Origin of the sequence: Caulobacter sp. X (genome assembly GCF_002742635.1) — a bacterium.
Classification (GTDB): Bacteria; Pseudomonadota; Alphaproteobacteria; order Caulobacterales; family Caulobacteraceae; genus Caulobacter.
The window spans coordinates 178,417-202,955 of record NZ_PEGF01000001.1 but is presented as its reverse complement, the minus strand read 5'-3'; the positions used below and the strand labels follow the sequence as shown (position 1 = coordinate 202,955).

25 protein-coding genes are annotated in these 24,539 nt (G+C 67.1%); 4 read left to right on the top strand and 21 right to left on the bottom strand.

Translation table 11 applies throughout. From position 1 onward, the window contains the following. Nucleotides 1–6 precede the first annotated feature (6 nt). The 3 genes from araD1 to CSW60_RS00840 are packed head-to-tail and all read left to right on the top strand — an operon-like array spanning nucleotide 7 to nucleotide 3,100. Entirely contained in the window at nucleotides 7–1,002 is a 996-nt protein-coding gene (araD1, locus tag CSW60_RS00850; protein ID WP_099535304.1) for an AraD1 family protein, read from the top strand. Next, nucleotides 999–1,925 (top strand): Gfo/Idh/MocA family protein, encoded by a 927-nt coding sequence (locus CSW60_RS00845; protein WP_099535302.1) that lies wholly within the window; start codon nucleotides 999–1,001, stop codon nucleotides 1,923–1,925. Before araD1 ends, CSW60_RS00845 begins: the two co-directional genes overlap by 4 nt. Before the next feature lie 35 nt (nucleotides 1,926–1,960). Continuing rightward, nucleotides 1,961–3,100, top strand: coding sequence for an aldose epimerase family protein (locus CSW60_RS00840; protein WP_099535300.1), 1,140 nt, complete (start codon nucleotides 1,961–1,963; stop codon nucleotides 3,098–3,100). Nucleotides 3,101–3,154: 54 nt separating this feature from the next. Here the strand turns inward: CSW60_RS00840 and CSW60_RS00835 are convergent, their stop codons facing one another. From CSW60_RS00835 to ccoN, 12 genes are all read right to left on the bottom strand, one after another. Beyond that, the gene (locus CSW60_RS00835; protein ID WP_099535298.1) at nucleotides 3,155–3,781 is read right to left on the bottom strand and encodes a cysteine hydrolase family protein; all 627 of its coding nucleotides are present in this window, start codon (nucleotides 3,779–3,781) and stop codon (nucleotides 3,155–3,157) included. Next, entirely contained in the window at nucleotides 3,778–4,842 is a 1,065-nt protein-coding gene (locus CSW60_RS00830) for an LLM class flavin-dependent oxidoreductase (RefSeq protein WP_099535295.1), read from the bottom strand. Before CSW60_RS00830 ends, CSW60_RS00835 begins: the two co-directional genes overlap by 4 nt. Nucleotides 4,843–5,053: 211 nt before the next feature. Beyond that, on the bottom strand, nucleotides 5,054–5,698 hold the full coding sequence (locus CSW60_RS00825) for an OmpW family outer membrane protein (protein ID WP_099537508.1): 645 nt from the start codon (nucleotides 5,696–5,698) through the stop codon (nucleotides 5,054–5,056). 99 nt (nucleotides 5,699–5,797) lie between these two features. Then, a complete protein-coding gene (gene hemN / locus CSW60_RS00820) occupies nucleotides 5,798–7,177 on the bottom strand; it encodes an oxygen-independent coproporphyrinogen III oxidase (RefSeq protein WP_099535293.1) in 1,380 nt (459 codons plus the stop codon). A gap of 86 nt (nucleotides 7,178–7,263) precedes the next feature. Beyond that, nucleotides 7,264–7,425, bottom strand: a complete 162-nt coding sequence (gene ccoS, locus CSW60_RS00815; RefSeq protein ID WP_099443577.1) for a cbb3-type cytochrome oxidase assembly protein CcoS — start codon at nucleotides 7,423–7,425, stop codon at nucleotides 7,264–7,266. Continuing rightward, nucleotides 7,422–9,596: a heavy metal translocating P-type ATPase gene (locus CSW60_RS00810; RefSeq protein WP_099535291.1), complete on the bottom strand. Its 2,175-nt coding sequence runs from the start codon at nucleotides 9,594–9,596 to the stop codon at nucleotides 7,422–7,424. The genes ccoS and CSW60_RS00810 overlap by 4 nt, the downstream gene beginning before the upstream one ends. Further along, nucleotides 9,593–10,099 (bottom strand): FixH family protein, encoded by a 507-nt coding sequence (locus CSW60_RS00805; protein WP_099535289.1) that lies wholly within the window; start codon nucleotides 10,097–10,099, stop codon nucleotides 9,593–9,595. The genes CSW60_RS00810 and CSW60_RS00805 overlap by 4 nt, the downstream gene beginning before the upstream one ends. Continuing rightward, nucleotides 10,096–11,589 (bottom strand): cytochrome c oxidase accessory protein CcoG, encoded by a 1,494-nt coding sequence (ccoG, locus tag CSW60_RS00800; protein WP_099535287.1) that lies wholly within the window; start codon nucleotides 11,587–11,589, stop codon nucleotides 10,096–10,098. Before ccoG ends, CSW60_RS00805 begins: the two co-directional genes overlap by 4 nt. A 5-nt stretch (nucleotides 11,590–11,594) precedes the next feature. Beyond that, complete coding sequence (gene ccoP / locus CSW60_RS00795) at nucleotides 11,595–12,464, bottom strand: cytochrome-c oxidase, cbb3-type subunit III (protein ID WP_099535286.1); 870 nt, start codon at nucleotides 12,462–12,464, stop codon at nucleotides 11,595–11,597. Then, nucleotides 12,464–12,631, bottom strand: coding sequence for a cbb3-type cytochrome c oxidase subunit 3 (locus tag CSW60_RS00790; protein WP_099535284.1), 168 nt, complete (start codon nucleotides 12,629–12,631; stop codon nucleotides 12,464–12,466). The genes ccoP and CSW60_RS00790 overlap by 1 nt, the downstream gene beginning before the upstream one ends. After that, the gene (gene ccoO, locus CSW60_RS00785; RefSeq protein WP_099535282.1) at nucleotides 12,628–13,371 is read right to left on the bottom strand and encodes a cytochrome-c oxidase, cbb3-type subunit II; all 744 of its coding nucleotides are present in this window, start codon (nucleotides 13,369–13,371) and stop codon (nucleotides 12,628–12,630) included. Before ccoO ends, CSW60_RS00790 begins: the two co-directional genes overlap by 4 nt. Before the next feature lie 7 nt (nucleotides 13,372–13,378). Continuing rightward, nucleotides 13,379–15,025, bottom strand: coding sequence for a cytochrome-c oxidase, cbb3-type subunit I (gene ccoN, locus CSW60_RS00780; RefSeq protein ID WP_099535280.1), 1,647 nt, complete (start codon nucleotides 15,023–15,025; stop codon nucleotides 13,379–13,381). A 122-nt stretch (nucleotides 15,026–15,147) separates the two neighbouring features. On the opposite strand from ccoN, the gene CSW60_RS00775 reads away from it, so the two are divergent. Further along, nucleotides 15,148–15,417 (top strand): hypothetical protein, encoded by a 270-nt coding sequence (locus CSW60_RS00775; protein WP_099535278.1) that lies wholly within the window; start codon nucleotides 15,148–15,150, stop codon nucleotides 15,415–15,417. 45 nt (nucleotides 15,418–15,462) lie between these two features. On the opposite strand, the gene CSW60_RS00770 is transcribed toward CSW60_RS00775, so the two are convergent. The 9 genes from CSW60_RS00770 to CSW60_RS00730 form a co-directional block, all read right to left on the bottom strand. Next, nucleotides 15,463–18,195, bottom strand: a complete 2,733-nt coding sequence (locus CSW60_RS00770; RefSeq protein ID WP_099535276.1) for a Tat pathway signal sequence domain protein — start codon at nucleotides 18,193–18,195, stop codon at nucleotides 15,463–15,465. Between the two features lie 149 nt (nucleotides 18,196–18,344). Next, nucleotides 18,345–18,854, bottom strand: a complete 510-nt coding sequence (locus tag CSW60_RS00765; protein WP_099535274.1) for a 6-carboxytetrahydropterin synthase — start codon at nucleotides 18,852–18,854, stop codon at nucleotides 18,345–18,347. Next, nucleotides 18,854–19,621 carry a cyclic nucleotide-binding domain-containing protein gene (locus CSW60_RS00760; protein WP_099535272.1) on the bottom strand — a complete coding sequence of 256 codons (768 nt, stop codon included), beginning with the start codon at nucleotides 19,619–19,621 and terminating at the stop codon, nucleotides 18,854–18,856. The genes CSW60_RS00765 and CSW60_RS00760 overlap by 1 nt, the downstream gene beginning before the upstream one ends. Nucleotides 19,622–19,741: 120 nt before the next feature. Continuing rightward, nucleotides 19,742–20,437 carry a sugar phosphate nucleotidyltransferase gene (locus CSW60_RS00755; protein ID WP_161495616.1) on the bottom strand — a complete coding sequence of 232 codons (696 nt, stop codon included), beginning with the start codon at nucleotides 20,435–20,437 and terminating at the stop codon, nucleotides 19,742–19,744. Further along, on the bottom strand, nucleotides 20,434–21,525 hold the full coding sequence (locus tag CSW60_RS00750) for a dehydrogenase (protein WP_099535268.1): 1,092 nt from the start codon (nucleotides 21,523–21,525) through the stop codon (nucleotides 20,434–20,436). The genes CSW60_RS00755 and CSW60_RS00750 overlap by 4 nt, the downstream gene beginning before the upstream one ends. Further along, nucleotides 21,522–22,526, bottom strand: a complete 1,005-nt coding sequence (locus CSW60_RS00745) for a galactokinase (RefSeq protein ID WP_099535266.1) — start codon at nucleotides 22,524–22,526, stop codon at nucleotides 21,522–21,524. The genes CSW60_RS00750 and CSW60_RS00745 overlap by 4 nt, the downstream gene beginning before the upstream one ends. Before the next feature lie 3 nt (nucleotides 22,527–22,529). Then, complete coding sequence (locus CSW60_RS00740) at nucleotides 22,530–23,153, bottom strand: SIS domain-containing protein (RefSeq protein WP_099535264.1); 624 nt, start codon at nucleotides 23,151–23,153, stop codon at nucleotides 22,530–22,532. Between the two features lie 23 nt (nucleotides 23,154–23,176). Further along, nucleotides 23,177–23,719, bottom strand: coding sequence for an HAD-IIIA family hydrolase (locus CSW60_RS00735; RefSeq protein ID WP_099535262.1), 543 nt, complete (start codon nucleotides 23,717–23,719; stop codon nucleotides 23,177–23,179). After that, a complete protein-coding gene (locus CSW60_RS00730) occupies nucleotides 23,716–24,462 on the bottom strand; it encodes a transaldolase (RefSeq protein ID WP_099535260.1) in 747 nt (248 codons plus the stop codon). Before CSW60_RS00730 ends, CSW60_RS00735 begins: the two co-directional genes overlap by 4 nt. Nucleotides 24,463–24,539: the final 77 nt, after the last annotated feature.

The following is a 24,539-nucleotide window of genomic DNA, read 5'->3' as shown; positions in this document are numbered from 1 at the left end:
TTCGCCATGGTGTTCAGGTTCGTGCAGTTGAAGACCGGCGACGGCGAACGGCGGCTGGCGGCGGTCGACGACGCGGGCCGCGCCCGGCGGGTTATGGTCGCCGACACGCTCTACGCCCTGGCCCAGGCCGCCATCGGCGTGAACGCGACCCTGGCCGAGGCGGCCCAGGCGCGCGAGCTTGGCGAAGACATCGATATCCCCGCCGCCTTGGCCGAAGGCCGCGTCCTGGCGCCGATCGATCACCCCGACACCGCCCACCTGCTGCTAACCGGCACGGGCCTGACCCATCTCGGCTCGGCCGAGGGTCGCGACAAGATGCACAAAGCCGCTCAGTCCGGAGAACAGCTCACCGACTCGATGCGGATGTTCCTGATGGGCGTCGAGGGTGGCAAGCCCGCCCCGGGTCAGGAAGGCGTCCAGCCGGAGTGGTTCTACAAGGGCGACGGCCAGCAACTGGTCGGGCCGGGCCAGCCCCTCACCTCCCCCGCCTTCGCCAAGGACGGCGGCGAGGAGCCGGAGATCGCCGGCGTCTATCTGATCGGTCCCGACGGGACGCCGCACCGCCTGGGCTTCTGCCTGGCCAATGAGTTCTCCGACCACGTGATCGAGCGCGGCAACTACCTGTGGCTGGCTCACTCGAAGCTGCGCCAGGCGGCGCTGGGTCCGGAACTGCTGACCGGCCCGCTGCCCGAGGACGTGCGCGGCGCCAGCCGCATCCTGCGCGACGGGGCTGTGGCCTGGGAGAAGCCGTTCTTGTCGGGCGAGGCGAACATGTCGCACACGATCGCCAATCTCGAGCATCACCACTTCAAGTACGATCTCTTCCGCCGTCCGGGCGACGTGCACGTGCACTTCTTCGGCACGGCGACCCTGTCGTTCTCGGAGGGCTTCCAGACGAAGGTCGGCGACGTGTTCGAGATCGAGGCCGCGCCGTTCCTCTATCCGGTGCGCAATTCGCTGGGCCAGGCGACCGAGCGGTCCGTCACGGTGCGCGCACTGTGACGCCGATCCGCCTGGCGCTCGTCGGCCTGGGCAAGATCGCTCGGGATCAGCACCTGCCCTCCATCGCCGCCGATCCGCGCTTCGAGCTGGTCGCCATCGTCAGCCGCAACGCCGAACTGGACGGCGTCGCCCACTTCACCGGTCTGGCCGACCTGCTGGCCAGCGACGTGGCGATCGACGCCGTGGCGCTGTGCACGCCGCCGCAGCCGCGTCACGCCCTTGCCCACATGGCGCTGGCGGCCGGCAAGCACGTGATGCTGGAAAAGCCGCCCGGCGCGACGCTGAGCGAAGTCGAGGATCTGCGCCAAGCCGCCATCGCCCGCAGCCTGACGCTTCAGGCCACCTGGCACTCGCGTTACGCCGCAGGGGTCGAACCCGCGCGCGCATGGCTGGCGGACCGCACGGTCAGGGCCGTGCGGATCAACTGGAAGGAAGATGTCCGCGTCTGGCACCCGGGCCAGGATTGGATCTGGGAAGCCGGCGGCCTTGGCGTCTTCGACCCGGCCATCAACGCCCTGTCGATCGTCACCCGTGTCCTGCCCCTGCCCTTCTTCCTGTCTCGCGGGGTTCTGCATGTGCCGGAGAACCGGCAGTCGCCGATCCAGGCCGAGCTGGACTTCCGTGACGCTCTCGGCGCGCCGATCCGAGCCGAGCTGGATTTCCTGCAGACCGGTCCGCAAAGCTGGGACATCGAGATCGACACGGATGACGGCGCGCTGAAGCTGACCAACGGCGGCGCCAGGCTCTGGATCGACGGCCAGCTGATGCACGAGGGCCCCGACCGGGAGTACCCGGGCCTCTATGACGAATTCGCCAGGCTGATCGCGGATGGGGCCAGCGACGTCGATGTCGCGCCGCTGCGCCATGTGGCCGACGCCTTCCTGCTCAGCGAGCGGGTCGTCGCGCCGCCCTTCATCGAATAGCCGCCCGCGCCAACAGAACAAGACGGAGAGGAAACATGAAGTTCAAGACCATCGCCCTGTGCGGCGCGCTCGCCCTTGCCGCGACATCGACGGCGACGGCCGCCGAACTGTCCCGCCGCCCCTTTGGCCAGACTCCCTCGGGCGAGGCGGTCGAGGCCTTCACCCTGACCAACGCCAAGGGCGTCAGCGCCACGGTGATCACTTACGGCGCGACCCTGCAGTCGCTGATCGCCCCCGACAAGGCCGGCAAGAAGGCCGACATCGTGCTGGGCTTCAACGACGCGGCCGCCTACGTGAAGAACGCCAGCTACTTCGGCGCCTCGGTGGGCCGTTTCGCCAATCGGATCGGCAAGGGCCGCTTCGAACTCGACGGCAAGACCTATCAGCTGGCCTTGAACAACAACGGCGTCGCGGCGCTGCACGGCGGCGTGAAGGGCTTCGACAAGGTCGTCTGGAAGGTGCTGGCGACGAAGTCCGGCCCGACGGCTTCCGTCACGCTCGGCTATGTCAGCCCCGACGGCGATCAGGGCTATCCGGGGACCGTGAACGCCACCGCGACCTACGCGCTCGACGAACAGAACCGGCTGACGGTCACCTACGGCGCCACGACCGACAAGCCGACAATCGTCAACATCACCAATCACGCCCTGTTCAATGTCGCCGGCGAAGGCGCGCCGGAAGGCGCGATGGGCAACGTGCTGACCCTTCCGGCCAACGGCTACACGCCGGTCGACAACGAGTTGATCCCGACCGGCGCGATCACGCCGGTCGCCGGCACCGCCTTCGACTTCCGCACGCCCACGGCGGTGGGCAAGCGCATCCGCGACGCCAGCGACCCGCAAATCGTTGTCGGCAAGGGCTACGACCACAACTTCGTGCTGAACGGCAAGTCCGGCGGCGCCCCGCGGCTGGCGGCGCGGCTGGTCGATCCCAAGAGCGGCCGCGTGCTCGAGATCCTGTCGGACCAACCCGGCATCCAGTTCTACGCCGGCAACTTCCTGGACGCGTCCTGGGTCGGCAAGAGCGGCAAGCTCTACCGCCAGGGCGACGGCATCGCGCTGGAACCGCAGCACTTCCCCGACGCGCCGAACAAGTCGCAGTTCGCGTCGGTGCGCCTGGATCCCGGCCAGACCTATCGCAACGTGATGATCTTCAAGGTCGGCGTCGCGAAGTGACGTCTATCGGGCCGGCTCTCGAAGGAGGCCGGCCCTCTTTCCCGAAGACGACAGCTAAGCGCTCCACGCCTCGGCGATCCGCGCCGTGTCGGTCAGTATGGCGCTGTTGAGCGCCATGATCTTCAGGGTCGCGATGTGCAAATCCGCCTCGTAGGCGGCGCAGGCGTCGGCGGCGACAAAGACGTGATAGTCCAGATCGAAGGCGTCGCGCACGGTGCTGTCGACGCAGCATTCGGTGGTCAATCCGGCCACCACCAGGGTGTCGACGCCCAGCGCCCTCAGCCGAGCATCGAGGTCCGTGCCCTGGAAGCCGCTATAGCGGACCTTCTGGACCACCAGCTCTCCGGGCGCTGGCTTGGGCCCATAGAAATCGGAGCCGACCTCCGCGACACGGCAGATCGCCGCCTCGCTGTCCGGGTCGCCGCCTTGCCGCCGGATACGCTCTAGCCAGGCGGCGGAGTCCGTCTCGGGCGTCGTGAACAGCCCCACGAAGACGACAGGCACGCCCGCCGCGCGAGCGGTCTCCACCAAGCGCTCGGCCGCCGAGACCGCGGGCTGGACGATGCTCATGTCGAAATAGGTCGCGAGCGCGCCCGCGGGCGAGGCGAAATCGACCTGCATGTCGATCACCAGCGCCGCCGTGCGCGATGGCGCGATCCAGGCCTTCAGGTCGTCGTTCACGGGAAGACCGCCCTCAGGCCGGGCAGGATTTCGGAGCCGAACATGGTCAGGCCTTCGACATAGTCGGGGAAGATCAGCATCAGGCCGTCCAGCTCGCAGTAGCGCAGGAACTCCTCGATCTGGGCGCCGCAGGTCTTGGGCGAACCGACCACGGTCTGGGTCATGAACGCCCCTTGCGCGGCCGCCACGCTCGACAGCTTCTCGGCCGGAACGCCCCAGCTTTCCAGCATGGCCAGGATCGCCCCCATGTCCGCGCCGTCCTTGTAGCGCTCGACCTTGGCCTCGGCGTCCGCGTCCGTGTCGCCGTGGACCACCGTGCACATGGCGAAGGTCTTGATGGTCTTGCCCATGCCCTCGGCGGCCGCCTTGGCCCGCAGCGACGCGTCGCGGCGCTCGTCGGGCGTGCGACCGCCGATGAAGCAGATGTCGGCCTCGCGCACCGAGAACTGGAAGCCCCGGTCGCTCATCCCCGCGCAGACCAGGTCCGGGCGCGGCCGCGACAGCGGCTTGGGCTTGGACTGGCAGTCCTTCATCGTGAAGTACTGGCCCTGGACGTCGACGCTGTCCTCGGACCACAGCCGCTTGACGATGGCGGTCCATTCCTCGGTCAAGGCGTAGCGGTCGTCGTGGGACAAGGAGTCGTCCCACGCCCCCATCTGGTCGAACTCGCCCTTATAGGCGCCCGCCACGATGTTGAGGCCCGCCCGACCGCCGCTGATGTGGTCCAGCGTGGCGATCATCTTGGCCGCCACCGCCGGGTTCTGCAGCAGCGGATGGATCGTGGCCCAGATCTTCACATTGCGGGTCGCCTCGGCGATGCCCGCCATCATGGTCACCGACTCCAGCGCCGTGCCCCAGTGGTCGGTCTCGCCGCCAAAGCCGCGGAACTTGGCCATCGACATCACGAAATCCAGGCCGATCTCGTCGGCCTTCACCGCCGCCGCCCGGTTCTGGGCGTAGAGCCCGTCCAGAGGCGGCGTGGTCTTGGAGATGATCCAGCCGCCATTGGCGACCGGCAGAAACACCCCGAATTGCTTGCTCTGCGAAGGACGGTGGAACATGGCGCGCGTCTTTCGGGTCCTTCAGGTTCAGGCGTCGTCGCCGAGAACGCGGCCCGCGTCGCCATCATGCCTCGGACGTCGGCCCACAGCCAGCGCGATCCATTCACTTGGCCGCAAGACACCAAGCCGAACGCAAACAAGGCCCGGCCCTTGCGGGCCGAGCCTTGCATCGCGCGCGCCGCCGGTGGACCGACGGCGCGAGCTGTCATTCTTAGAACTTGCGGCTGAAGCCGACCGACGAGACCAGCGGATCCAGGTCGACCTTCGACTTCAGGGCGCCGCCGTTGATCTTGGCGTCGGTGCTGAAATAGACCTTCTTGATGTCGGCGTTCAGCATCCAGTTGTTCTTCATCTTGACGTTGACGCCAGCCTGCAGAGCATAGCCGAAGCCGTCGTCGAGCTTCACGGTGAAGCCGTTCTTGTTCTTGCCGCTGTAGAACAGCATGTAGTTGATGCCGGCGCCGACATAGGGGCTGACGCGAGCGGCGGGCAGCGGGTGATACTGCAGGGTGACGACCGGCGGCAGAACCCAGCTCTTGTGGACCAGAACGTCCGTCGTACCGCCTTGAGCGCGGATGTCGTGCTCGGTGGTGCCCAGGATGGCTTCGACGGCGACCTTGTCGGTCAGGAAGTAGGTGAAGCCCAGGGTCGGCTTGATGTCATCCTTGACGTGAGCCTTCAGGCCCGTGGCCGCGCCCGCGGCGGTCAGGATGGCCGCATCCTTGTCCGGCGCGACTTGCGTGATGCGCGCGTGAACGATGAAGTCGCCCTTGGCGTTCGGCGAGAAGTCATCAGCGTGCGCCACGCCACCGACCAGAGCCGTCGCCGCGATGGCCGAAAGAATAACCGTTTTCATCATCTATCCCCAGAATTGGGCGACTCTCTATTTTTCGTCGCGATGTCTGTTTGGAGGATTACGAAGCACTCGACCTTGACCTCGATCAGTTTCTGACAACTAGATTGCTCGCGAAAAGCCCTCGCGCGTGTCAGAGCGATGATCGAAGGCCTGGGCGGCCAGACGCACGAAGGGACGGCCAGCCTCGGTCACGCGAACGACGTCCCCGCCGACCTGCACCAATCCGTCGCCATGCAGGTCCGCCAGCTTGGCGATGTCGCCGCTGAAGACCAATGGCGACACCCCGTGGCGCGCGGCCACCGCGGCCAGGTCCACCTGGAAGTCGCACATCAGCCGCTCGATCACGTCGGCGCGCAGGCGGTCGTCGTCCGTCAGCTTGACGCCGCGCGCGACCGGCAGCCGTCCCTGAAGGATGGCGTCGCGCCAGGCGACCTCGGCGGGCAGGTTCTGGACATAGCCGCCCGGCATGCGGCCGATCGACGAGGCGCCCAGGCCAATCAGCGTCGGGTGCTGGTCGGTGGTGTAGCCTTGGAAATTCCGGCGCAGCGTGCCGGTGGCGACGCCGAGCGCCAAATCGTCGTTCGGCAGGGCGAAGTGATCGAGGCCGATCGCCACATAGCCCGCCTTCACGAGTCGCTCGGCGGCGGCCTGGCTCTGCTCGAAGCGACCGTTGGCGTCGGCCAGGTCCTCTTCGCGGATCAGCTTCTGGTGCGAGCGCGCCCACGGCACGTGGGCGTAGCCGAACAGGGCGATCCGCTCGGGGCGCAGGGTCAGGACCTTGTCCAACGTGGCGACCACGTCGGCGGTCGTCTGCTTGGGCAGGCCGTACATCAGGTCGAGATTGATCGAAGCCACGCCCGCCTGGCGCAGCCAGTGGGCGGCGCGCGCCACGACCTCGAACGGCTCGACACGGTTGACCGCTTCCTGGACGTGCGGGGCCAGGTCCTGAACGCCCAGGCTGGCGCGGGTCAGGCCGTGGAAAGCCGCGGCCTTGACCCAGCTCTCGGTCAGGACGGCCGGATCGAGTTCAGCCGAGATCTCAACGCCCGGCGCGAACGGGAAGACGTGGCGCAGGGCGCCGAACAGACGGACCATGTCGTCGCGCGACAGCATGTTGGGCGTGCCGCCGCCCAGGTGCACCGCGCCGGCCTTGATGCGGCCGGGCAGTCGCGCCTCGACTAGGGCCAGCTCGTCCACCAGACGCTCGACATACTCGCTGATCAGCGCCTGTTTCTTCACCACCCGAGTGTTGCAGCCGCAGTACCAGCACAGCCGATCGCAGAACGGGATGTGGGCGTAGAGCGAGACTGGCTCGCGCGGGTCGAGGCTCGCCAACCAGTCGCCATAGACCTCGGCGTCGACCTCTTTGGAGAACTGCAGCGCGGTGGGATAGCTGGTGTAACGCGGCGCGCGGCTGTCATAACGCGCCAGAAGCGCGTGGTGGTCGTTGGCGGGAATCGTGGCGGCGGTTGCGGTCATGCGTCTCTCCTGACGCGCGCAACCTGATCCGCCCTTCCCGCCTCCGCCGTGATTTGGATCAATCCACCTGGATCAATCCGCTGGGCTCAGTCTTGGGGCGGTTTGTCCTCGAGGTGGTCATAGAGGATCCGGGCGGCGTCGCCCTTGGGATCCTCGTACTGGCCCGACCGCATGGTCCAGAAGAAGGCGAACAGGCCCATGGCGCCGAGGCCGATCGAGAACGGGGCCAGGAACAGGACGATATTCATCGACGCCTCCAGGCGATGCGCGGGCGCGCGGCGTTCAGCAGCACGACCATCGAGGAGCCCGACATCGCCAGGGCGGCGATGAAGGGATTGATCAGGCCGGCCATCGCCGCCGGCATGGCCACGACGTTATAGAGCGCCGAGAATCCGAAGTTCTCAAGCGCCCGACGACGCGCCTCGCGGGCCGTGTCGATCGCCTCGACGACCGCGCCCAACCCTTCGCCCGTGAAGACCAGGTCGGCCGCGTTCTGGGCCGCGTCCACGGCGGCGCCCGGCGCCATCGAAGCGTGGGCCTTGGACAGGGCGGCGGCGTCGTTGAGCCCGTCGCCGACCATCAGGACCTTGCGGCCTTCGGTCTTGAACTGGTCGACGATGGCGGCCTTGTCGAACGGCGTCAGGCCGGCGCGCCAATCGGCGACGCCCACTTCGCGCGCGATGTCGCCCACGGGACCGGCCAGGTCTCCGGACAGGATCTCGACCGACAGGCCCATGCGACGCAGGCGCGCGATGGTGTCGGCCGCGTCGGCGCGCGGCTGGTCCTCGAACACGAAGCGGATCTTGATGTCGTTCTCGAAGCCGAACCACAGCTCGGTCTCGCGGGCGTCGCCGCCAGCGACGCCGACAAAGGCGGCGCGGCCCAGGCGGGCGCGACGGCCATCGATGAGGCCCTCGACGCCCTGCCCCGCCGTCTCCACGCAATCCACGGCGACGGGACCGAGGCCGGCCTCGGCGGCCAAGGCCTTGGCCAGGGGGTGGCGCGAGGCGCGCGCCAGCGGCGCGGCCATGGCGACCAGGTGGTCCGGCGCGTCGATCAAGCGGGGACGGCCTTCGGTGAGGACGCCGGTCTTGTCGAACACCACATGCTCGACCTCGGCCAGACGCTCCAGCGCGGCGCCGGACTTGACCAGCACGCCCTTCCGGAAAAGGCGGCTGCTGGCGGCGATCTGCACGGCGGGCACGGCCAGGCCCAGGGCGCACGGACAGGTGACGATCAGCACCGCGGCGGCGCGCAGCAGCGCCTCGCGCGGGCCAAGGCCCAGCGCCCAGCCGCCGACGAAGGTCAGGGCCGCGGCGGTGTGGACGACCGGCACGTAGAGCGCCGCGGCCTTGTCGGCCAGACGTACATAGGCCGAGCGCGTCTGCGCGCCGGCCTCCATCAGGCGGGCGATGGCGGCGACGGTGGAATCCTCGCTGCGCGCCGTGGCGGTCATCACCAGGCGGCCCGACAGGTTCAGGGCGCCGGCGTGCAGGCGCGCGCCCGCGCCGACCGGCGCCAGGGCGGTTTCGCCAGTGATCAGGGCGTTGTCGAGCTCGGACTGGCCGCTCTCGACCAGGCCGTCGACCGGCACGCGGTCGCCCGGCGCGACGACGAGACGGTCGCCGATCTTGACCTCGGCGACGGGAATCCCCTGCTCGACGCCGTCGATCAGGCGCATGGCCACCGGCGTCTGGAGCGCCAGCAGGTCGCGGGCGGCAGAGCGGGCGTTGGCGCGCAGGCGATGGTCCAGATAGCGGCCGATTAGCAGCAGGAACAGCAGCGTCACCGCCGCGTCGAAATAGGCATGCTTGCCGCGCAGGATCGTCTCGGAAAAGCTGACGATCAGGGTCAGGATCACGCCGATCGAGATCGGCACGTCCATATTGGCCTTGCCCCGCTTCAGCGAGGCCCAGGCGGAGCGGAAGAACGGACGGCCAGCGAACAGAGCGCATGGCGTCGCGACGATCGCGGCCATCCAGTACATCAGCGTCAGAGTGGAGCTGTTCAGCTCCTGCCCGAACAGACCGGCCCAGGCGGGCACGGTGAACATCATGACGTTGCCGGCCCCGAAGCCGGCGACGCCGAGGGCGACAGCCAGCTCGCGCCCTTCCCGATCCTGGGCCGCGGCGGCCTCGCCGGGATCGAACAGGCAAGCGCGATAACCGAGCGCCTCGACGGTCTCGACGACGCGTTCCGGGTCGGCCTGCTTGCCCTCCAGCTGAACCGCGAGCTTGCCCGTGGTCAGGTTCAAGCGAGCGGCGTCAACGCCCGGCAGTTCGCGAACCGCCTTCTCGATCTTGTTGATGCAGCCGGCGCAGCGGGCGCCGCTGACCAGCAGCTCGAGACGGCCCTTCCCCTCCTCGTCCCGCCGAACGAACGCCTCGAGGTCACGATGCAGGGTCAGGCTCTGGCTCATCGCGCGGGCTCCACCAGGCGCGTTTCGATCTCGAACATGTCCTTGGCGTTACGGGCGGTCGCCCGCAGGTCCCAAGCCCCATCCAACTGAGCGGCTGCTTCATAGCGGCCGCCGCCCAGCGAACGGAAGTTCAGGGTCTGACGACCGGCTTCCGTCGCCGGACGCTCCAGAACGCCGGTCAGCGACAAGCCGTCGAGCGGCTTGTCCGCGCGATCGACGACCGTGACCACGACGGTCTTGCCGGCCGGCGTCTCGACGCTGGCGGACCAGCCCAGAGCCGCTTCCTTCTGGCGCTGGGCCAGGGTGCGGTTGAACGTCAGGCCCGCCTCGTAGGGGTTGGACGCCACCTCGCCCGAGAAGGTCCGATAGGCCTGCACCATGAAGATGGTGTCGACCGCGATGACCGTCGCGAAGAACAGCACCACGCCGATCAGCACATGCCAACCTGTGATGCGGCCCTTCTCGGACGGAGACTTGGCGACCGATTGCGTTGCGCTGGTCATTGCGGGTTCGCGGCTCCAGAGAGGAAGACGGTCTTGGCCTCGGCCTGGACGTCACCCGAGCGGATGACGAAGCGGGCCGGGACGCTGGCGTCCAGTTCGGCGTTCGGCGGGGCGGTGACGAAGACGCGCAGCGGCACGACCTGGTCGGCGGGCACCACGATGCTCACATGCTGGCCCTCGCCGCCGGGGTGGCTGAGCCGGGCGCCGGGGACGCCCTCGAACGAAACGTCGAAGCGTTGCGGCACGAAGGTGCGATTGCCGATCTTCAGCGTGTAGCCATCGCGGACCGCGCCGTCGTGCATTCGCACGAACACCGGATTGCGGTCCCGGATCACGTGAAGATCCGCGTCGGGCCGGGCGAGCAGCGACCATAGGGTCAGCCCGCTGACGATCGTGAGCGCCAGGGCGTAGTAGATCGTGCGGCTACGGACGGGGAAGTAGCGCGCCTTCTGTCCGGACCCGCGATGCGAGACGGCGGCTTCGGAGTCATAGGCGATCAGGCCGGTAGGGCGGCCCATCTTGGTCATGATGTCGTCGCAGGCGTCGACGCAGAGGCCGCAGTTGATGCACTCCAGCTGCGCGCCGTCGCGGATGTCGATGCCCATCGGGCAGACCACGACGCACTGGCGGCAGTCGACGCAGTCGCCGCGCCCTTCCCAGCTCAGCCCCTTCTTGTGCGGAGCGCGCGGCTCGCCGCGATAGCCCAGATAGGTCACCTGCAGAGAGTGATGGTCCAGCATGGCGCCTTGGATGCGGGGCCACGGGCACATGTAGGTGCAGACCTGCTCGCGCATCCAGCCGGCGAAGATGTAGGTCGTGCAGGTCAGCAGAAAGCACGAGACATAGGCCGTCACGGGGGCGTCGCCGGTCCAGAATGTCCGGATCAGGGTCGGCGCGTCGTGGAAATAGAAGATCCAGGCGCCGCCGGTGCCGAAGGCGATGGCCAGCCAGGTCAGGTGCTTGCCGGTCTTGCGCCAGATCTTGTCGAACGACAGCGGCGCGGCGTCGAGACGCATGCGGGCGTTACGGTCGCCCTCGAACAGGCGCTCCACGACGATGTAGAGGTCGGTCCAGACGGTCTGCGGGCAGGCATAGCCACACCACAGACGCCCGAAAAGCGCCGTCACCAGGAACAGCGCCAGGGCGGACATCACCAGCAGGCCCGTGAAGATATAGACTTCCTGGGGCCACAGCTGGATGTCGAAGAAATAGAACCGCCGGCCAGTGAAATCGACCAGCGCCGCCTGTTGCGGGAAACCGTCCGGCCGATGCCAGCGGATCCACGGCGTGATGTAGTAGATCCCGAGCGTGATGATGAGCAGCGCCCACTTCACGTTCCGCCACTTGCCGTGGACCAGCTTGGGATAGATCGGCTCGCGAGGCTTGTAGAGCCCGCCCTTGGCGTCACCCTTGCCCTTGGCCCGGGCGGCGGCCGAGACCGCCGTCCGGGTTTCAGGTTCAGGAGGCCTGTTGTCGATAAGCGTGGGCATAGCCCTTACTGACCACCGGCGTTGGAGTGAATGTAGACGGCCAGCGCCTTGATCGTTTCCGGGCTCAGGCGACCGCCCCAGGTGGGCATGACGCCGCCGTTGCCAGCATAGATCTGGCCGCGGATCGAAGCCCGATCGGAGCCGTACAGCCAGTCGGCGTCGGTCAGGTTCGGCGCGCCGAGCTCCTGGTTCCCCTTGCCGTCCACGCCATGGCAGGCCACGCACTGGGTCTCGTAGATCGGCGCGGCGCGGGCCACGGCGCCGGCGTCGGCCGGACGGTTCGACAGCTTGACCACGTATTCGGTCAGGTCGTCGATCTGCTCGGGCTTGAGCAGCTCGTCACGGCCGAAGGCGGGCATCTGCGACATGCGGGCCCCTTCGGCGCCGGTGCGGATGCCGTGGGTGATGGTGTACTGGATGTCCTCCAGCTTGCCGCCCCACAGCCACACGTCGTCGCGGAGGTTGGCGTAGCCCTTGCCGCCCGTGCCGCCGATGCCGTGGCAGGTGGCGCAGTTGTCGCCGAAGACCGACTGGCCGACCTGCTGGGCGTAGGCCTGCAGCTTCGGATCCTTTTCAATCTGCTCCAGGCTGGCGGTGCGAAGCATCGCCGCGCCTTGGCCGCGCTGGAGCTCAAGGGCCGACAACTCCTTGCCGACATTCGCCCGGTCCGACTGATGCAGCATGCCCTTGGTGTAGCTATGCAGGCCCGGCCAGGCCGGCATGGCCACCCAGTAGCCAATCGAGAAGGCGATGCAGGCGTACCAGACCCACAGCCACCAGCGAGGTAGCGGGTTGTCCAGTTCCTTGATGCCGTCCCACTCGTGCCCGGTCGTCTCGACGCCCGTGGCGTGGTCGGTCTCGCGTTCGTGAGCCATCAGGAGAGCTCCTCGTCATCCAGCGGCATATGCGCGGCGTGTTGGAATTCGGCCTTCCGGGAAGGCCACAGGGCGTAGGCGACGCCGGCGAGGAAGATCAGGCCAAAGTAGATCAGCCCACCCTGCTGCGCGAAGCGCGCGACGGTTTCGTAGGAGAGACCGCTCATCGTTGGTTCTCCGGCGCGTGGGCCTTGTAGGACTTGAAGTCCACCAGGGTGCCCAGCATCTGCAGGTAGGCGACCAGCGCATCCATCTCGGAGATCTTGTTGGGATCGCCGTCGAAGTCGCGGTTGACAACCTTGGCGCCATAGCGGGCGCGCAGGCCCACCGCGTCGGTCGAGAACGGATCGGCCTGGGCCTCGAGGTCCTTCTTGGCGTTGGCGATCTCATCCGCGGTGTAGGGCACGCCGACCGTGTGTTGGGTCTTCATGCGATCGACGATGTCGCTGTAGTCCAGGTCCTTTTCGGCCAGGAACTTGTAGGGCGGCATCACCGATTCCGGCACGACCGAGCGCGGATCCATCAGGTGGTCGCGGTGCCAGGTGTCCGAGTACTTGCCGCCCACGCGCGCCAGGTCGGGACCGGTCCGCTTGGACCCCCACTGGAACGGGTGATCGTACATGCTCTCGGCGGCCAGGCTGTAGTGACCATAGCGCTCGACCTCGTCACGCAGCGGGCGAACCATCTGCGAGTGGCAGAGGTAGCAGCCTTCGCGGACATAGATGTCGCGGCCGGCCAGCTCGAGCGGGGTGTAGGGACGCATGCCCTGCACCTTCTCGATCGTGCTCTGCAGCCAGAACAGCGGGGCGATCTCGACCAGGCCGCCGATGGAGACGACCAGAAGGATGCCGACGATGAGCAGCAGCGAATGCCGCTCAAGCTTGGAGTGTTGCTTCCAGAGAGACATCGGAACCTCAGGCGATCGCGTTGGCGGGGGCGGCCGGAGCGTCGGCCAGCTCGGCGGAGGGCGTGCTGATCGTCTTCCAGAGGTTGACGATCATGATCAGCGCGCCGGTCAGGTACATCAGACCGCCAACGGTGCGGATGATGTTCTCGATATGCTTGGCCGAGACGGTCTCGATGAAGCTGTAGGCCAGGAAGCCTTGCGGGGTGTATTCCCGCCACATCAGGCCTTCCATGATGCCCGACACCCACATCGCGGCGATGTAGAGCAGGATCCCGGTGGTCGCGATCCAGAAGTGCCACTCGACCATCTTGTTCGAGTACAGGCCCGGCTTCTTCCACAGCCACGGAACGAGGCAGTAGACCGCCCCGAAGCTGATGAAGCCGACCCAGCCCAGAGCGCCGGAGTGCACGTGGCCGATGGTCCAGTCGGTGTAGTGGCTCAGCGCGTTGACGGCGCGGATCGACATCACCGGACCTTCGAAGGTCGACATGCCGTAGAAGGCGATCGAGACGACCATCATGCGGACGACGGGGTCGGTGCGCAGCTTGTCCCACGCGCCCGACAGGGTCATCAGGCCGTTGATCATGCCGCCCCAGGAGGGCATCCACAGCATGATCGAGAAGGTCATGCCCAGGGTCTGCGCCCACTGCGGCAGGGCTGTGTAGTGCAGGTGGTGCGGGCCGGCCCAGATGTAGATGAAGATCAGGGCCCAGAAGTGCACGATCGACAGACGGTAGCTGTAGACCGGACGCTCAACGCGCTTGGGCACGAAGTAGTACATCATGGCCAGGAAGCCGGCGGTCAGGAAGAAGCCGACCGCGTTGTGGCCGTACCACCACTGGGTCAGAGCGTCCTGGACGCCGGACATCACGCCGTAGGACTTGTGGTTCAGCAGGCCGACCGGAACTGCGGCGTTGTTCACTAGGTGCAGCAGCGCGATGGTGACGATGAAGGCCAAGTAGAACCAGTTCGCCACATAGATATGCGGCTCCTTGCGCTTCCAGATCGTGCCCAGGAAGACCAGCAGATAGGCCACCCAGACGATCGTCAGCCACAGGTCGGTGTACCATTCGGGTTCGGCGTATTCCTTGCCCTGGGTCGCGCCCATCAGGTAGCCGGTCGCGGCCATCACGATGAACAGCTGGTAGCCCCAGAACACGAACCACGGCGCGATGCCGCCCGCCAGACGCGCCTTGCAGGTGCGCTGGACGACCCAGAAGGACGTCGCGATCAGGGCGTTGCCGCCGAACGCGAAGATCACCGCCGAGGTGTGCAGAGGCCGCAGCCGCCCGAAGTTCAGGAAACCGAACTCGGGGAAGTAGAAGATCCTCGGCCAGGCCAGCTGGGCGGCGATGATCACCCCCACCAGCAAGCCCGCCGCCGCCCAGAACATGGTGGCGATGACGCCGGCCTTGATGACGTTGTCGGAGTACTGGTCGGGATGGTCGCGCAGCGTCCCCCCGGCGAGACCGCCGTTCAGGACGAAGGCGGCGATGACGCCGGCCAGCGCGACGGTTCCGGCTTGCAGGCGGAAAATGGGGTCATGGGTTAGACCCGCCCCCAAAATCGCCAAAAAGGCGCCGATAACCGAGATTATTAGGAGGAGGCTGGAGCCCGCGGGCGGACCAGCACTGGTGTTTGAGGGGGCGGACATACGGACTCCATGAGTCGAACCTGGACCCCAGGGGTGTCACACGGGCCGTATACGTGCGTTGATCTACCTCAAAGCCAAGTCAGCAGACCTGTTAGACCCTGTGGGCCAATTCGGAGTCCGCCATGCTCAACGCGTTTTCTCGACATCTCCCTTCGGCCACCGGCGTGGCGGCCCTGGTCGCCTGGGCGATCGCCTTGCAGCAATCGCTTCCACGTATGCTCGCGGGCCCGATCTGTAGCGCGCGCGGCGACGCTTTCGTGTTCGCGGGCCACTGCCCCGCCTGCTACGTAGCGGCCGCCCTCTCGATCGTATTCGTGGCGTCGCTGTTCTTTGCTGGCCGACAGGCTCGGGATGAAGCGCGGGCGATTCTGTCGATCGACGCCGCGCACTAAGCCTGACTGCGACGTTCCGCCGCGCCCGATGGGCGCGGCGAGTCTTCAGCGGTTCGCGGCCGCCGCTTCTTCCAGACTGTCGCCGATCAGGGCCAGGTTCTGGATCGCCGCCAGTCCCCATTGGGCGACCCCGTTCGTGGACAGGACCGGATCCTCTTCGATCGGACGCAGCACCGCTGTTCCCCCAACGCGACGGCTCTGGCTCGACAACAGGTCGCCCCCTTCCCGTCCCGCCTTGCCAAAGAATTCCGACCAGGCGCGTAGCGCCAGGGCGTGATCGTTCTCGTGCTTAGCTGCATAGGCGGTCAGGCGCGAATGGGCGTCGTTCAGGCTGCGACCGCCAGGGACCTGGCCTAGCAGCGCCTTCAGCTCGGCGGGCGGCGCATTGTAGTAACGGCAGTATTCCAGCCAGGCCTTGCGGTAGGCGGGGACGTCCAGCAGGTCGAGCAGCTCGGACGTCATCTCGACCACCCCAAACACCGCGTTCAAGTGCGAGACGCTGACATAGTCGCCGTCGCCCAGGAACTTGCCGGTCTTGAGGTCGTAGGGCGCCTCGCCGGCGAACCAGCGCCGCTTCATGGCGGCTATCGTGTTCATGCCATTGAGGATCCGGTCCCGCCAGCGCGGATCGCGCGTGCGTTCCCATTCCGTCAGCCAGGCCCCCAGGAACGCGCCCCACGAGGTGCCGAAGCCCGAGGCCACAACGCCCTTGGGCCGCTCACGTCCCGGCGACGGCGGCAGCTTGCGGGAGATGTCGACGGCCTCCAACGCCGAGTCGGAGGTAACCAGCTCGCGCATCAGGTCGCCCACCCGCTCGTCCGCGGTCAGGTAATAGTAGATGCGGCGGTAGGCGACGTTCGAGACCCGCGGCTGCTTGGACGAGTCGGACCAGTGCTGGACGCCGTGCCGCGTGCCGAAGCCCTTGAAGCGACCCAGGTGATAGACATCGACCTCGCCCGTGTGGCGGGTCATCGCCTCGGCGAACTTGAAGACATCCGCGCGACCGGTGCGCAGGTAGCTGTACCAGACCCACAGGTCGGTCGAGAGTTCGGAATTGTCCCAGGCGAAGCCGCCGACGTCGTAGCGCCACATGTGGCGATCCGGGTCGTAGGTGTGCATCACGTCGCCGTACGACCAGAAGCCGTACCACCGTCGCTGGTCCGTTTCCTTCATGTAGTAGTCGATCAGGTAGGCGAGCCGATCCTCGATCCGCTTTCGGGTCGGCGTCGAGGCGTCGACGACGCTCCAGTCGCCGAACACACCGGCCGCCTTCAGGCGCTCGGGCGACACGGTAAGCCGGGGCGGATCGGCCACCCTGCCGGCCATGTCCGAGAAGACGTCGTGCGACGGCGTCGCGCCCAGGATCCATAGGGTCAGCTCGGAAGTCCGCGCGATCCCGTGCGCGTCGTCCCAGCCGGCCTCGTAATCCTCATAAGTGATGTCCAGGCCTTCGAGCTCCTTGGCGTGGGTGTCCATGCCGTTGGGACTGCGATAGGGCCGCACGTCCATGGCCGGCGCCTCGGGCGACCACATCCAGGCGGTCAGCTCGGCGAGGTCGGTGTGGGCGTTGCGGATATCGAGCCCTGTCGGCGCGCGCTGCCAGAAGTCCTTAAGGCCCAAGGCGACGCCGCCGGAGACGCCGCCGACATAGGCCAGCCCCTTCGTCCGCCGTCCCGCGTTGGAATCGATCCAGGCGTGGCCGGCGCTGGTCCGCTTGCGCAGGGTGAAGCCGTCAGGCGTCAGCTGCGACAGCGAGAAATCGCCCCACTCCGGGATCCATTGCAAGCCGGCGCGGAGCTTGGGCGGCAGGATGTCGGTGCGGACGGCGCGACCGGCGATCTGCGCCTCGCGGGCGGCGGGTCCGGGGTCGCCGCGCGAGCGCAGACCCGTCAGGGTCCGCACCGCCTCGCCAAACACGCCAACCTCCTCGCCCGAGAGCCGGACGTGGCGGTTATGGCTCTCGTCGCTCATCGGCACCCGAGCGGTGACGCCCAGTCCCCGGATGAAGTCCTTGGCCGGGTCGGCGTCTAGGATGAAGCTGTGGACGATGCGCACGGCTTCGGAACCGGCGTGGAAATAGAGACGCACGCTTACCGGCAGCCAGTCGCGTCCGCCACCGCGGTGGACCCCGTCAAAGCGCACCACGGCCCGAACAGGTCCCGACTGCTCGACGGTGACCGTCGAGAACCGCGACTCGTACCGCGCCGAATGGACAACGCCGTCAGGCTCCAGAGCGGGCTGATCCTGGGCGATGGCGACCAGGCGCAGGCCCTTCAGCGTGACCCGTCCGCCGCGCAGAGCCTCCGACACCAGGTCGGGGCCCGACCTGGGGAGACGCCAGATCAGATCGCCGGAGGTCACCGTGATCAGCGCGTCGGTCTGGGTGACGATCACGGGCGAAGCGGGCGCCTTGGGCTTTCCGGGGACGATCGAAAGGTCCTGACGCCCCTCCCCGCCCGCGACGGCGTGAGCAGACCATTTCAGCGAACCATCCGGCCAATAGGCGATCGGCCACGACTGGACCGGAACGTCCTCACCTGTCTTGCTGGCGATCCTGAACGCTTGCGAGGGTTTGAGCGCGCCTCGAGGCCAGGGAACGCCGAAGGTGGCGCCGTCCAGAACCTTTGGCGGCTCTCCATCTAGCCAGCGAAGGTCCGTGACCGGCGTCGAGGGCGCGGCGCTCGCTGCATCGGTCGCCCCTAAGCCCAAAGCGGCGGCCGCCGCTGATAGAATAAGAAGATCGCGGCGTGACAGAGCCGTGGCGTGGGCTTGCTGCAAAATGTCCTCCCAGACCTTCGCCGCCCGCACGATTACGCCGCACGGATCGCTGGCCCTAGAGCGCAAGCGTTAGTTCCATATTATGGATGGTCAAGTCACATTTTGAGAGGCCGAGCGCGTCAGCGCTCGTCACACCGCTCAAGCCGCCCCTAAAGACCCTTGAGCGCTAAACTCAGCGCCTCGGCGCTGACCTGTTTCAAGACGCCCTGCGGGTTCTCGTACACGGCGGCATTGGCGCCGTGCTCCCTGCACTCGACCGAGGCCACCCAGCAACGTCCCTTGGTCGCTGAGTCGACCAGACCTTGGGCATGCTCGAACACGTGAGCGGCCAGAGCTTCGGCGCTGACGCCCGGAACGATCCTGACCTGCGCCAAGCCCAGGCGTTGGAGCCGCTCGAACTCCAGCCGCGAGGGGTCATCGGCGGCCACCAGCAAAGTGTGGTCGAACATGTGGTGGAGCCACTCGCGGATAGGACCAAAGCCGGCCTTCCCGAAGTCCACCACCCAGCCGCGCGCGTCCAGCTGTTCGGCCGCGAAGTCGAAGACGAAGCCTAGCGAATAGCCGTGCAGGAGCTGGCAATGGCTCTCGGCCGCCCACTGGCGGTAGGCGCACGACAGGCCCCGCTCAGCGCCATAGGTCTTCACCGACCTGTAGGCCATCAGGCGTGGCCCTCGACGTGGGCGGCGCGCTCGCGTCCGGCTTGGCCCATCGTGGCGCCGGCCACGGGCAGCGGATTGTCGATCAGGGGATCAGGCTTGGCCAAGCGGGTCAGGACCGCCGGACGGGTGATCGTCACCAGCGGCCCATCGACCCTGACCCCATGTTCAGCCAAGGCGGCGAACGATCGCGAGAGGTTCTCGGGCGTCATGCCCAGCAGCGACGCCAGCATCCTTTTCTGCAGCGGCAGACGCAGCACGCTGCCGCCGCCCTGGCGACTCTGCTGCACGAGCAGGTAGTTGGCCAGACGGACGAGCGGCGCGCGCAGCTTGTGGCTCTTGATGGTGCGGACCAGACCGCTGTAGCAGCCTGACAGCTCCTCAATGACCGCCATGGAGACGCCTTGGTCCTGCCGGATCACGCGTCGGAAAAGCTCGCCCGGGATCATCAGCAACTGGCTGCGGGCGAGCGTGCGGGCCGTCATCAGCGCCGGCGCCTCAAGGACCACCGAGGCCAGAACGAAGCTGGACAGCGGCCGCAGCACGGCGAGGGTCGAGTCGCGGTCACCCCAGGTGCCTTCCAGCTCCACGGAGCCCTCGAGCAGGATGTAGAGGAAGTCGTTGACCTCCCCCTCGGCGACCAGCTCGGCGCCCTTTGGCGTCCATTGCAGGAAGCCGCCCTGCCCGATCAGGGAGAGAGACTCATCGCTGGCGGAAGCCAGCAGCGGCAGGTCACGCACACGGCTTAGGTCAATGGGCTTGATCGACATGAGTCATCTCGAACGTCAGGGTGGCGCCTCGGCTTTACGGCCGGTGAACGCGTCCGACGTTGCGGTTAGTCAATCTTGGCCATGATTTGAGTCGTCCGGATGCGAGCCCCGGCGATGAAGCTAGGCCGACGCCAGGATCTGCTCGGCGGACGCCAGGCTGGCGGGCACGCCGATGTCGACGAACGCGCCATCGAACACCTGCCCTCCAAGGTCGCGCGCCTTGCAAAGCGCTGGCAGCAATTCCGCCTCGAGGGAGAAGGCGCGATCGGTCTTGGGCACAGCCGTCTTGGCGAGGCGGCAGACGCCGCCATTGATCAGGCCCTTGCGCAGGCCGGCGTCGCGGGGCCGGATCTCGTTGACACGGTCGCCGTCCAAGACTACGGTCTCGTAGCGGTCCGCCGGTTCAACCGTGCGCAGCGCCATGAGGCCGGCGTAGTCGCCACGGTCGGCGAAGGCGCGCCAGTCGAAGTCGAACCAGGTGTCGCCGTTCAGCAGCAGGAAGGCGTCGTCAAGCCGGTCGTGGGCGTAGCTCAGCGCGCCGCCCGTTCCCAGAGGCTCTGACTCGATCGACACCGCGATCTCCATGCCGAGACGATCGACGAGCGTCTCGGCCTCGATATGCCGCGAGATCACCTCCGCGCGATGCCCAGCCAGCAGCAGCGCGCGGTCGAAGCCGCTGCGCGCCGCCTTGGCGAGCAAGTGCTCGAGGAAGGGCCGACCGGCCACCGGCAGCATGGGCTTGGGCGTGTCGCGGGCGATGTCGCCGAGACGCGTGCCCAGCCCGCCGACGAGGATCACGCACTGACGAACCCTCACCGGGGCACGCTCCAGGCTTCCGCGCCCTCGAACGTGACCTTGACCGAGCTCGCCTGGCCGCCCGCCGCGTTCAGCGTGGCGATCAGGTGGTGGCGGTTCTCGGGGTCCGTGAAGAACATCAGGAAGCCGCCGCCGCCCGCGCCGGAGACCTTGCCGCCCCAAGCGCCCGCGGCCATGGCGAGGTCGAACAGGCGATCGACGGTCTCCGTCGCCACGCCGCTGGCGGTGCGCTTCTTGGCGGTCCAGGACTGCATCAGGATGGCGGCCATGTCACGCATGTCGCCCCGTAGCAGGGCCTCGCGCATGAGGGCCGCGTCGGCCTTGAGCTGGTGCATGCTCTCGACCGTCTCGGCGTTCATGCCGACGAGGCCGTCGATCTGCTCCTTGATGATCGTCTCTGAATGTCGCGATTGACCGGTGAAGCAGATCACCAGTGAAGACTCGAACTCATTGAGGTAGGCGCGCGGCACCCGCAGAGGACTGACCAGCACCTTGTCCTCGGGCAGGAACTCGATGAAGTTCACCCCGCCGAAGGCCGCCGCGTACTGATCCTGACGCCCGCCGGCCAAGCCGAGCTTGCGGCGCTCGATCAGGAACGCTAGCCGGGCGACGTCGGCGGGCCCCAGCGGCAGGTCCAGCGCCAGCCGAAACGCCTCCACCAGCGCAACAACCAGGGCTGAGGACGAACCCAGACCGGACCCGGCCGGCGCGTCGATATTCGTCGAGACGCTCAGCGCTGGCGCATCGCCATCCAGATACGTCTCGACCATATGTTCGTAAACCGCGCGATGCAGGCGCAGGCCTTCATCTATCCGAGGGCAAGCGCCCAGTTCATGCCGTTCCTGAACGCCAAGGTCGTTGGCGCGGAACGAGACCGCCCCGTCCCGGCTGGGCGCGACATGCGCGAAGGCGAAGCGGTCGATCGTGACATTCAGAACCGCGCCGCCGAACTGGTCGCAGTAGGGCGAGAGGTCGGTGCCGCCGCCCGCCAGGCCCAAGCGCAGAGGCGCGCGGGCTCGGACGTCGAATCCGCTGGTGGTGCGGACCCGCCGAACGCCGCCGAGGACCTCCGCGCGCCAGGCGTTCATGCGATCTGGCTCAGCAGGACCTGCGTCCCGCCGCGATCAATGCCGTAGCGCAGGCGCGGCATGTTCTGAGACGCCATGTAGTCTTCCAGCGCCTGGCCGTCGTTCGGCGTGAACAGCATCAGGAAGCCGCCGCCGCCAGCGCCGATCACCTTGCCGCCCGTGACGCCCAGATTGGCGCGGACGTGGTCATATAGCTGGTCGATATGCGGCCAGCTAATCTTCGACGAGAGTTGCTTCTTGCTGACCCAATGCTCATGCAGCATGCGGCCCCAGCCGTCGAGGTCGCCGGCGATCCAGGCGTCGCGGATGCGGTAGCCAAGGTCCTTGATGGCGCCCAGGCTCTGGGCGGCCTGACGCTGGCGCTCGCCGTCGCTGAGCATGGCGCTGTTCTGGTCGTCCAGGATCACCGCCGCGTCGCGTCGCAAGCCCGTGTAATAGATGTGGGTATGGGCGATGAAGGCCGCCTCGACCTCTGGGTCCAGCGCGACCGAGCCGACCTTGACCTCGCCGTTCGGCGCGATGTCGAGCGTCGTCAGGCCGCCGAACGCGGCCATGTACTGATCCTGCTTGCCGATGCCCTTGGCCAGGACGTTGATCTCCAGGTCGCAAGCCTCCTCGGCCAGCGCCTGGCGATCGGGCTCGGAGCCCTTCAGAGCGTGCAGGGCGCGCAGGAAGCCGACCAGGAAGCAACTGGAAGAGCCCAGGCCCGTACCGCCGACGATGTCGCCGATCGAAGCCGCCTCGAAACCGGTCTCGATCCCGTGGCGCAGAAGCGCGGCCCGGACCAGTTCGTGCTTGAGGTCTTCGGTGCGGGCGACGTTCTCGGGATCAGGCCCCATCAGGGCCACATGATCATGGAAGGCCGGGCGGTGCGCGCTGATATGGATGTACTTGTCCAGCGCCATGGCGAAGATGAACCCGCCATCGCGTCGGTAATAGCTCTCCAGATCGGTGCCCCCGCCTCCGAGGGTCACGCGCAGCGGCGTGCGGGTGGAGATCATGGATTATTCGGCGGCGACCGCGACAGCGGGTGCCGGGGCGATTTGCTCCCAGTGGCCCTTCGAGCGCGAGAGCGCCGGGTGCGACACCAGCAGGTGCCAGACGACCGCGGCCAGGCCTTCGACGATCGGCGTGATCAACTGCGGATCGACGGTCGGCACGACGACGCAGGCGTCGGCGATCTTGGCGGTGAAGCCGCCGTCGCGACCGACGATGCCGGTGACGACAGCGCCCTTTTCCTTGGCGTACTGCATGGCGCGCACGAGATTGGCGCTGACCGGAGGCTCAAGACTGCCGCCGCCGACCGAGAAGATCAGCAGGCCGTCCTTGGCGGTCAGGCGGCTGCTCTTGAGCCAGGTCGAGAAGACGCCTTCCCAGCCCTCGTCGTTGATGCGGGCGGTCAGTTCGGAGACGTTGTCGGTCGGACAATAGGCCTCAAAGCCGCAGATTTTCCGGAAGTCATTGGTGGCGTGGCTGGCGTGGCCGGCGCTGCCGCCGACGCCAAGCAGGAACAGGCGGCCGCCGCCATCACGAACCTTGGCCAGCGTCTTCGCGACAGTTTCAACGGCTGTGCGATCGATCGCGGCGACAGCGCGCGTCGTCGCTTCCAGAAAGTGATCAGAAAACATAGTAAACCCCAAGCAAACGCTCTCTACGGCCCGTGCAAAATATGCGCAAGCGATTGCGAGAGTGTTTCCACGACTTGGTCAGGATTAGCCCCCATACCCGAATTGTAGTCTCGCTCAAGTAGTACTGTTTTACAACCTGCGGCTTTACCACAAGCGATATCGCGGTCTTGATCGCCAATCAGCCATGACTGACGAAGATCAACGCGATGACGCTCAGCCAAATCCAGAACCAAGCCGGGCTTGGGCTTGCGGCAGGCGCACCCGTCGGCGTTGTCGTGGAGGCAGGCGGCGATCTCATCCACTGGCAGGAGTTCAGCCAAACGCGCGTGCAACGCGTCCAGCGCCTCGGCGCTCATCAGCCCCCGGCGAACGTCCGGCTGGTTGGTGACGACGAACAGCAGATATCCCGCAGCCTTCAGCGACCTGAGCGTCGCCGGCGCCTCGGGCTCGATCTGCAGTTCGTCCACGGCGCGCGGAGACGCCGCCTTGCCATCGCGCATGACGACGCGGTTCAGCACGCCGTCGCGATCCAGGAAGACCGCGCGGCGCAGCTCTGGAGCGCTCAAAGCTTGAAGCCGGCCGCGCTGGCGTCGTCGTAGAACATGGCGACTGTCTCTTGCGACAGGTCCGCCAGATCCTTGCCAGCCATGGAGAGCTTCTTCAGCACGTCCGGCGTCGAGGTGACGATGTGGCAGCCGCAGTCGCGGGCCTGGTAGACGTTGAGCACCTCGCGCACGCTGGCCCACAGCACCTCGGCCTTGAGCTTGCGGGCGGCGATGGCGACCGCGGCGCGCATGACCGGCATGGGATCCACGCCCGTATCGGCGATGCGGCCAGCGAACACCGAAACCACCGCCGGGACATCGGCGTTGAGCGCATCGACCGTCTCGGCCACCTGCTCCAGGGTCAGGATCGCGGTGACGTTCACCTTCACGCCTTCGTCGGCCAGGGCGCGAACCATCGGCAGGCTGCTTTCGCGCTTGGCGTTGGTGATCGGAACCTTGACGTAGACGTTGGGACCCCAGGCGGCGATCTTGCGCGCTTGGCGGGTCATGTCGCCGAATTCGTCGGAGAAGACCTCGAAGGAGATCGGCGCGTCGGGAATGCGCTCCAGCAGAGCCTTGGCGAAGCCCTCGTAGTCCGTCACGCCGGCCTTACGCATCAGCGTCGGATTGGTGGTGAAGCCCGCCACCTGACCGCTCTGGTGCAGGCGCGTGAAATCCTCGAGGCTGGCGCCATCGGCGAAAAGCTTGATCTGCGTCGTGAGATCCGCGGACACGGCGTCATGGGAGGAAAGACGATGCAGCATGCTTTTGTGACGCCCCAGAATTCAGAATAGGACGGCGAGCGCCTTGCGCCGCCGTTTGCGGGTGGACTTGTGGTCAA

Bases quoted from the DNA above. Each gene is read 5' to 3' on its own strand.
- ccoN (WP_099535280.1), bottom strand. From the start codon at position 15,025: ATGTCCGCCCCCTCAAACACCAGTGCTGGTCCGCCCGCGGGCTCCAGC.
- hemN (WP_099535293.1), bottom strand. From the start codon at position 7,177: ATGACCGCAACCGCCGCCACGATTCCCGCCAACGACCACCACGCGCTT.
- CSW60_RS00730 (WP_099535260.1), bottom strand. From the start codon at position 24,462: ATGCTGCATCGTCTTTCCTCCCATGACGCCGTGTCCGCGGATCTCACG.
- CSW60_RS00810 (WP_099535291.1), bottom strand. From the start codon at position 9,596: ATGAGCCAGAGCCTGACCCTGCATCGTGACCTCGAGGCGTTCGTTCGG.
- ccoG (WP_099535287.1), bottom strand. From the start codon at position 11,589: ATGCCCACGCTTATCGACAACAGGCCTCCTGAACCTGAAACCCGGACG.
- CSW60_RS00840 (WP_099535300.1), top strand. From the start codon at position 1,961: ATGAAGTTCAAGACCATCGCCCTGTGCGGCGCGCTCGCCCTTGCCGCG.
- CSW60_RS00745 (WP_099535266.1), bottom strand. From the start codon at position 22,526: ATGATCTCCACCCGCACGCCGCTGCGCGTGACCCTCGGAGGCGGGGGC.
- araD1 (WP_099535304.1), top strand. From the start codon at position 7: ATGGTGTTCAGGTTCGTGCAGTTGAAGACCGGCGACGGCGAACGGCGG.
- CSW60_RS00750 (WP_099535268.1), bottom strand. From the start codon at position 21,525: ATGAACGCCTGGCGCGCGGAGGTCCTCGGCGGCGTTCGGCGGGTCCGC.
- CSW60_RS00765 (WP_099535274.1), bottom strand. From the start codon at position 18,854: ATGGCCTACAGGTCGGTGAAGACCTATGGCGCTGAGCGGGGCCTGTCG.
- CSW60_RS00805 (WP_099535289.1), bottom strand. From the start codon at position 10,099: ATGACCAGCGCAACGCAATCGGTCGCCAAGTCTCCGTCCGAGAAGGGC.
- CSW60_RS00825 (WP_099537508.1), bottom strand. From the start codon at position 5,698: ATGAAAACGGTTATTCTTTCGGCCATCGCGGCGACGGCTCTGGTCGGT.
- CSW60_RS00775 (WP_099535278.1), top strand. From the start codon at position 15,148: ATGCTCAACGCGTTTTCTCGACATCTCCCTTCGGCCACCGGCGTGGCG.
- CSW60_RS00790 (WP_099535284.1), bottom strand. From the start codon at position 12,631: ATGAGCGGTCTCTCCTACGAAACCGTCGCGCGCTTCGCGCAGCAGGGT.
- ccoS (WP_099443577.1), bottom strand. From the start codon at position 7,425: ATGAATATCGTCCTGTTCCTGGCCCCGTTCTCGATCGGCCTCGGCGCC.
- ccoP (WP_099535286.1), bottom strand. From the start codon at position 12,464: ATGGCTCACGAACGCGAGACCGACCACGCCACGGGCGTCGAGACGACC.
- CSW60_RS00760 (WP_099535272.1), bottom strand. From the start codon at position 19,621: ATGTCGATCAAGCCCATTGACCTAAGCCGTGTGCGTGACCTGCCGCTG.
- ccoO (WP_099535282.1), bottom strand. From the start codon at position 13,371: ATGTCTCTCTGGAAGCAACACTCCAAGCTTGAGCGGCATTCGCTGCTG.
- CSW60_RS00740 (WP_099535264.1), bottom strand. From the start codon at position 23,153: ATGTTTTCTGATCACTTTCTGGAAGCGACGACGCGCGCTGTCGCCGCG.
- CSW60_RS00830 (WP_099535295.1), bottom strand. From the start codon at position 4,842: ATGTTCCACCGTCCTTCGCAGAGCAAGCAATTCGGGGTGTTTCTGCCG.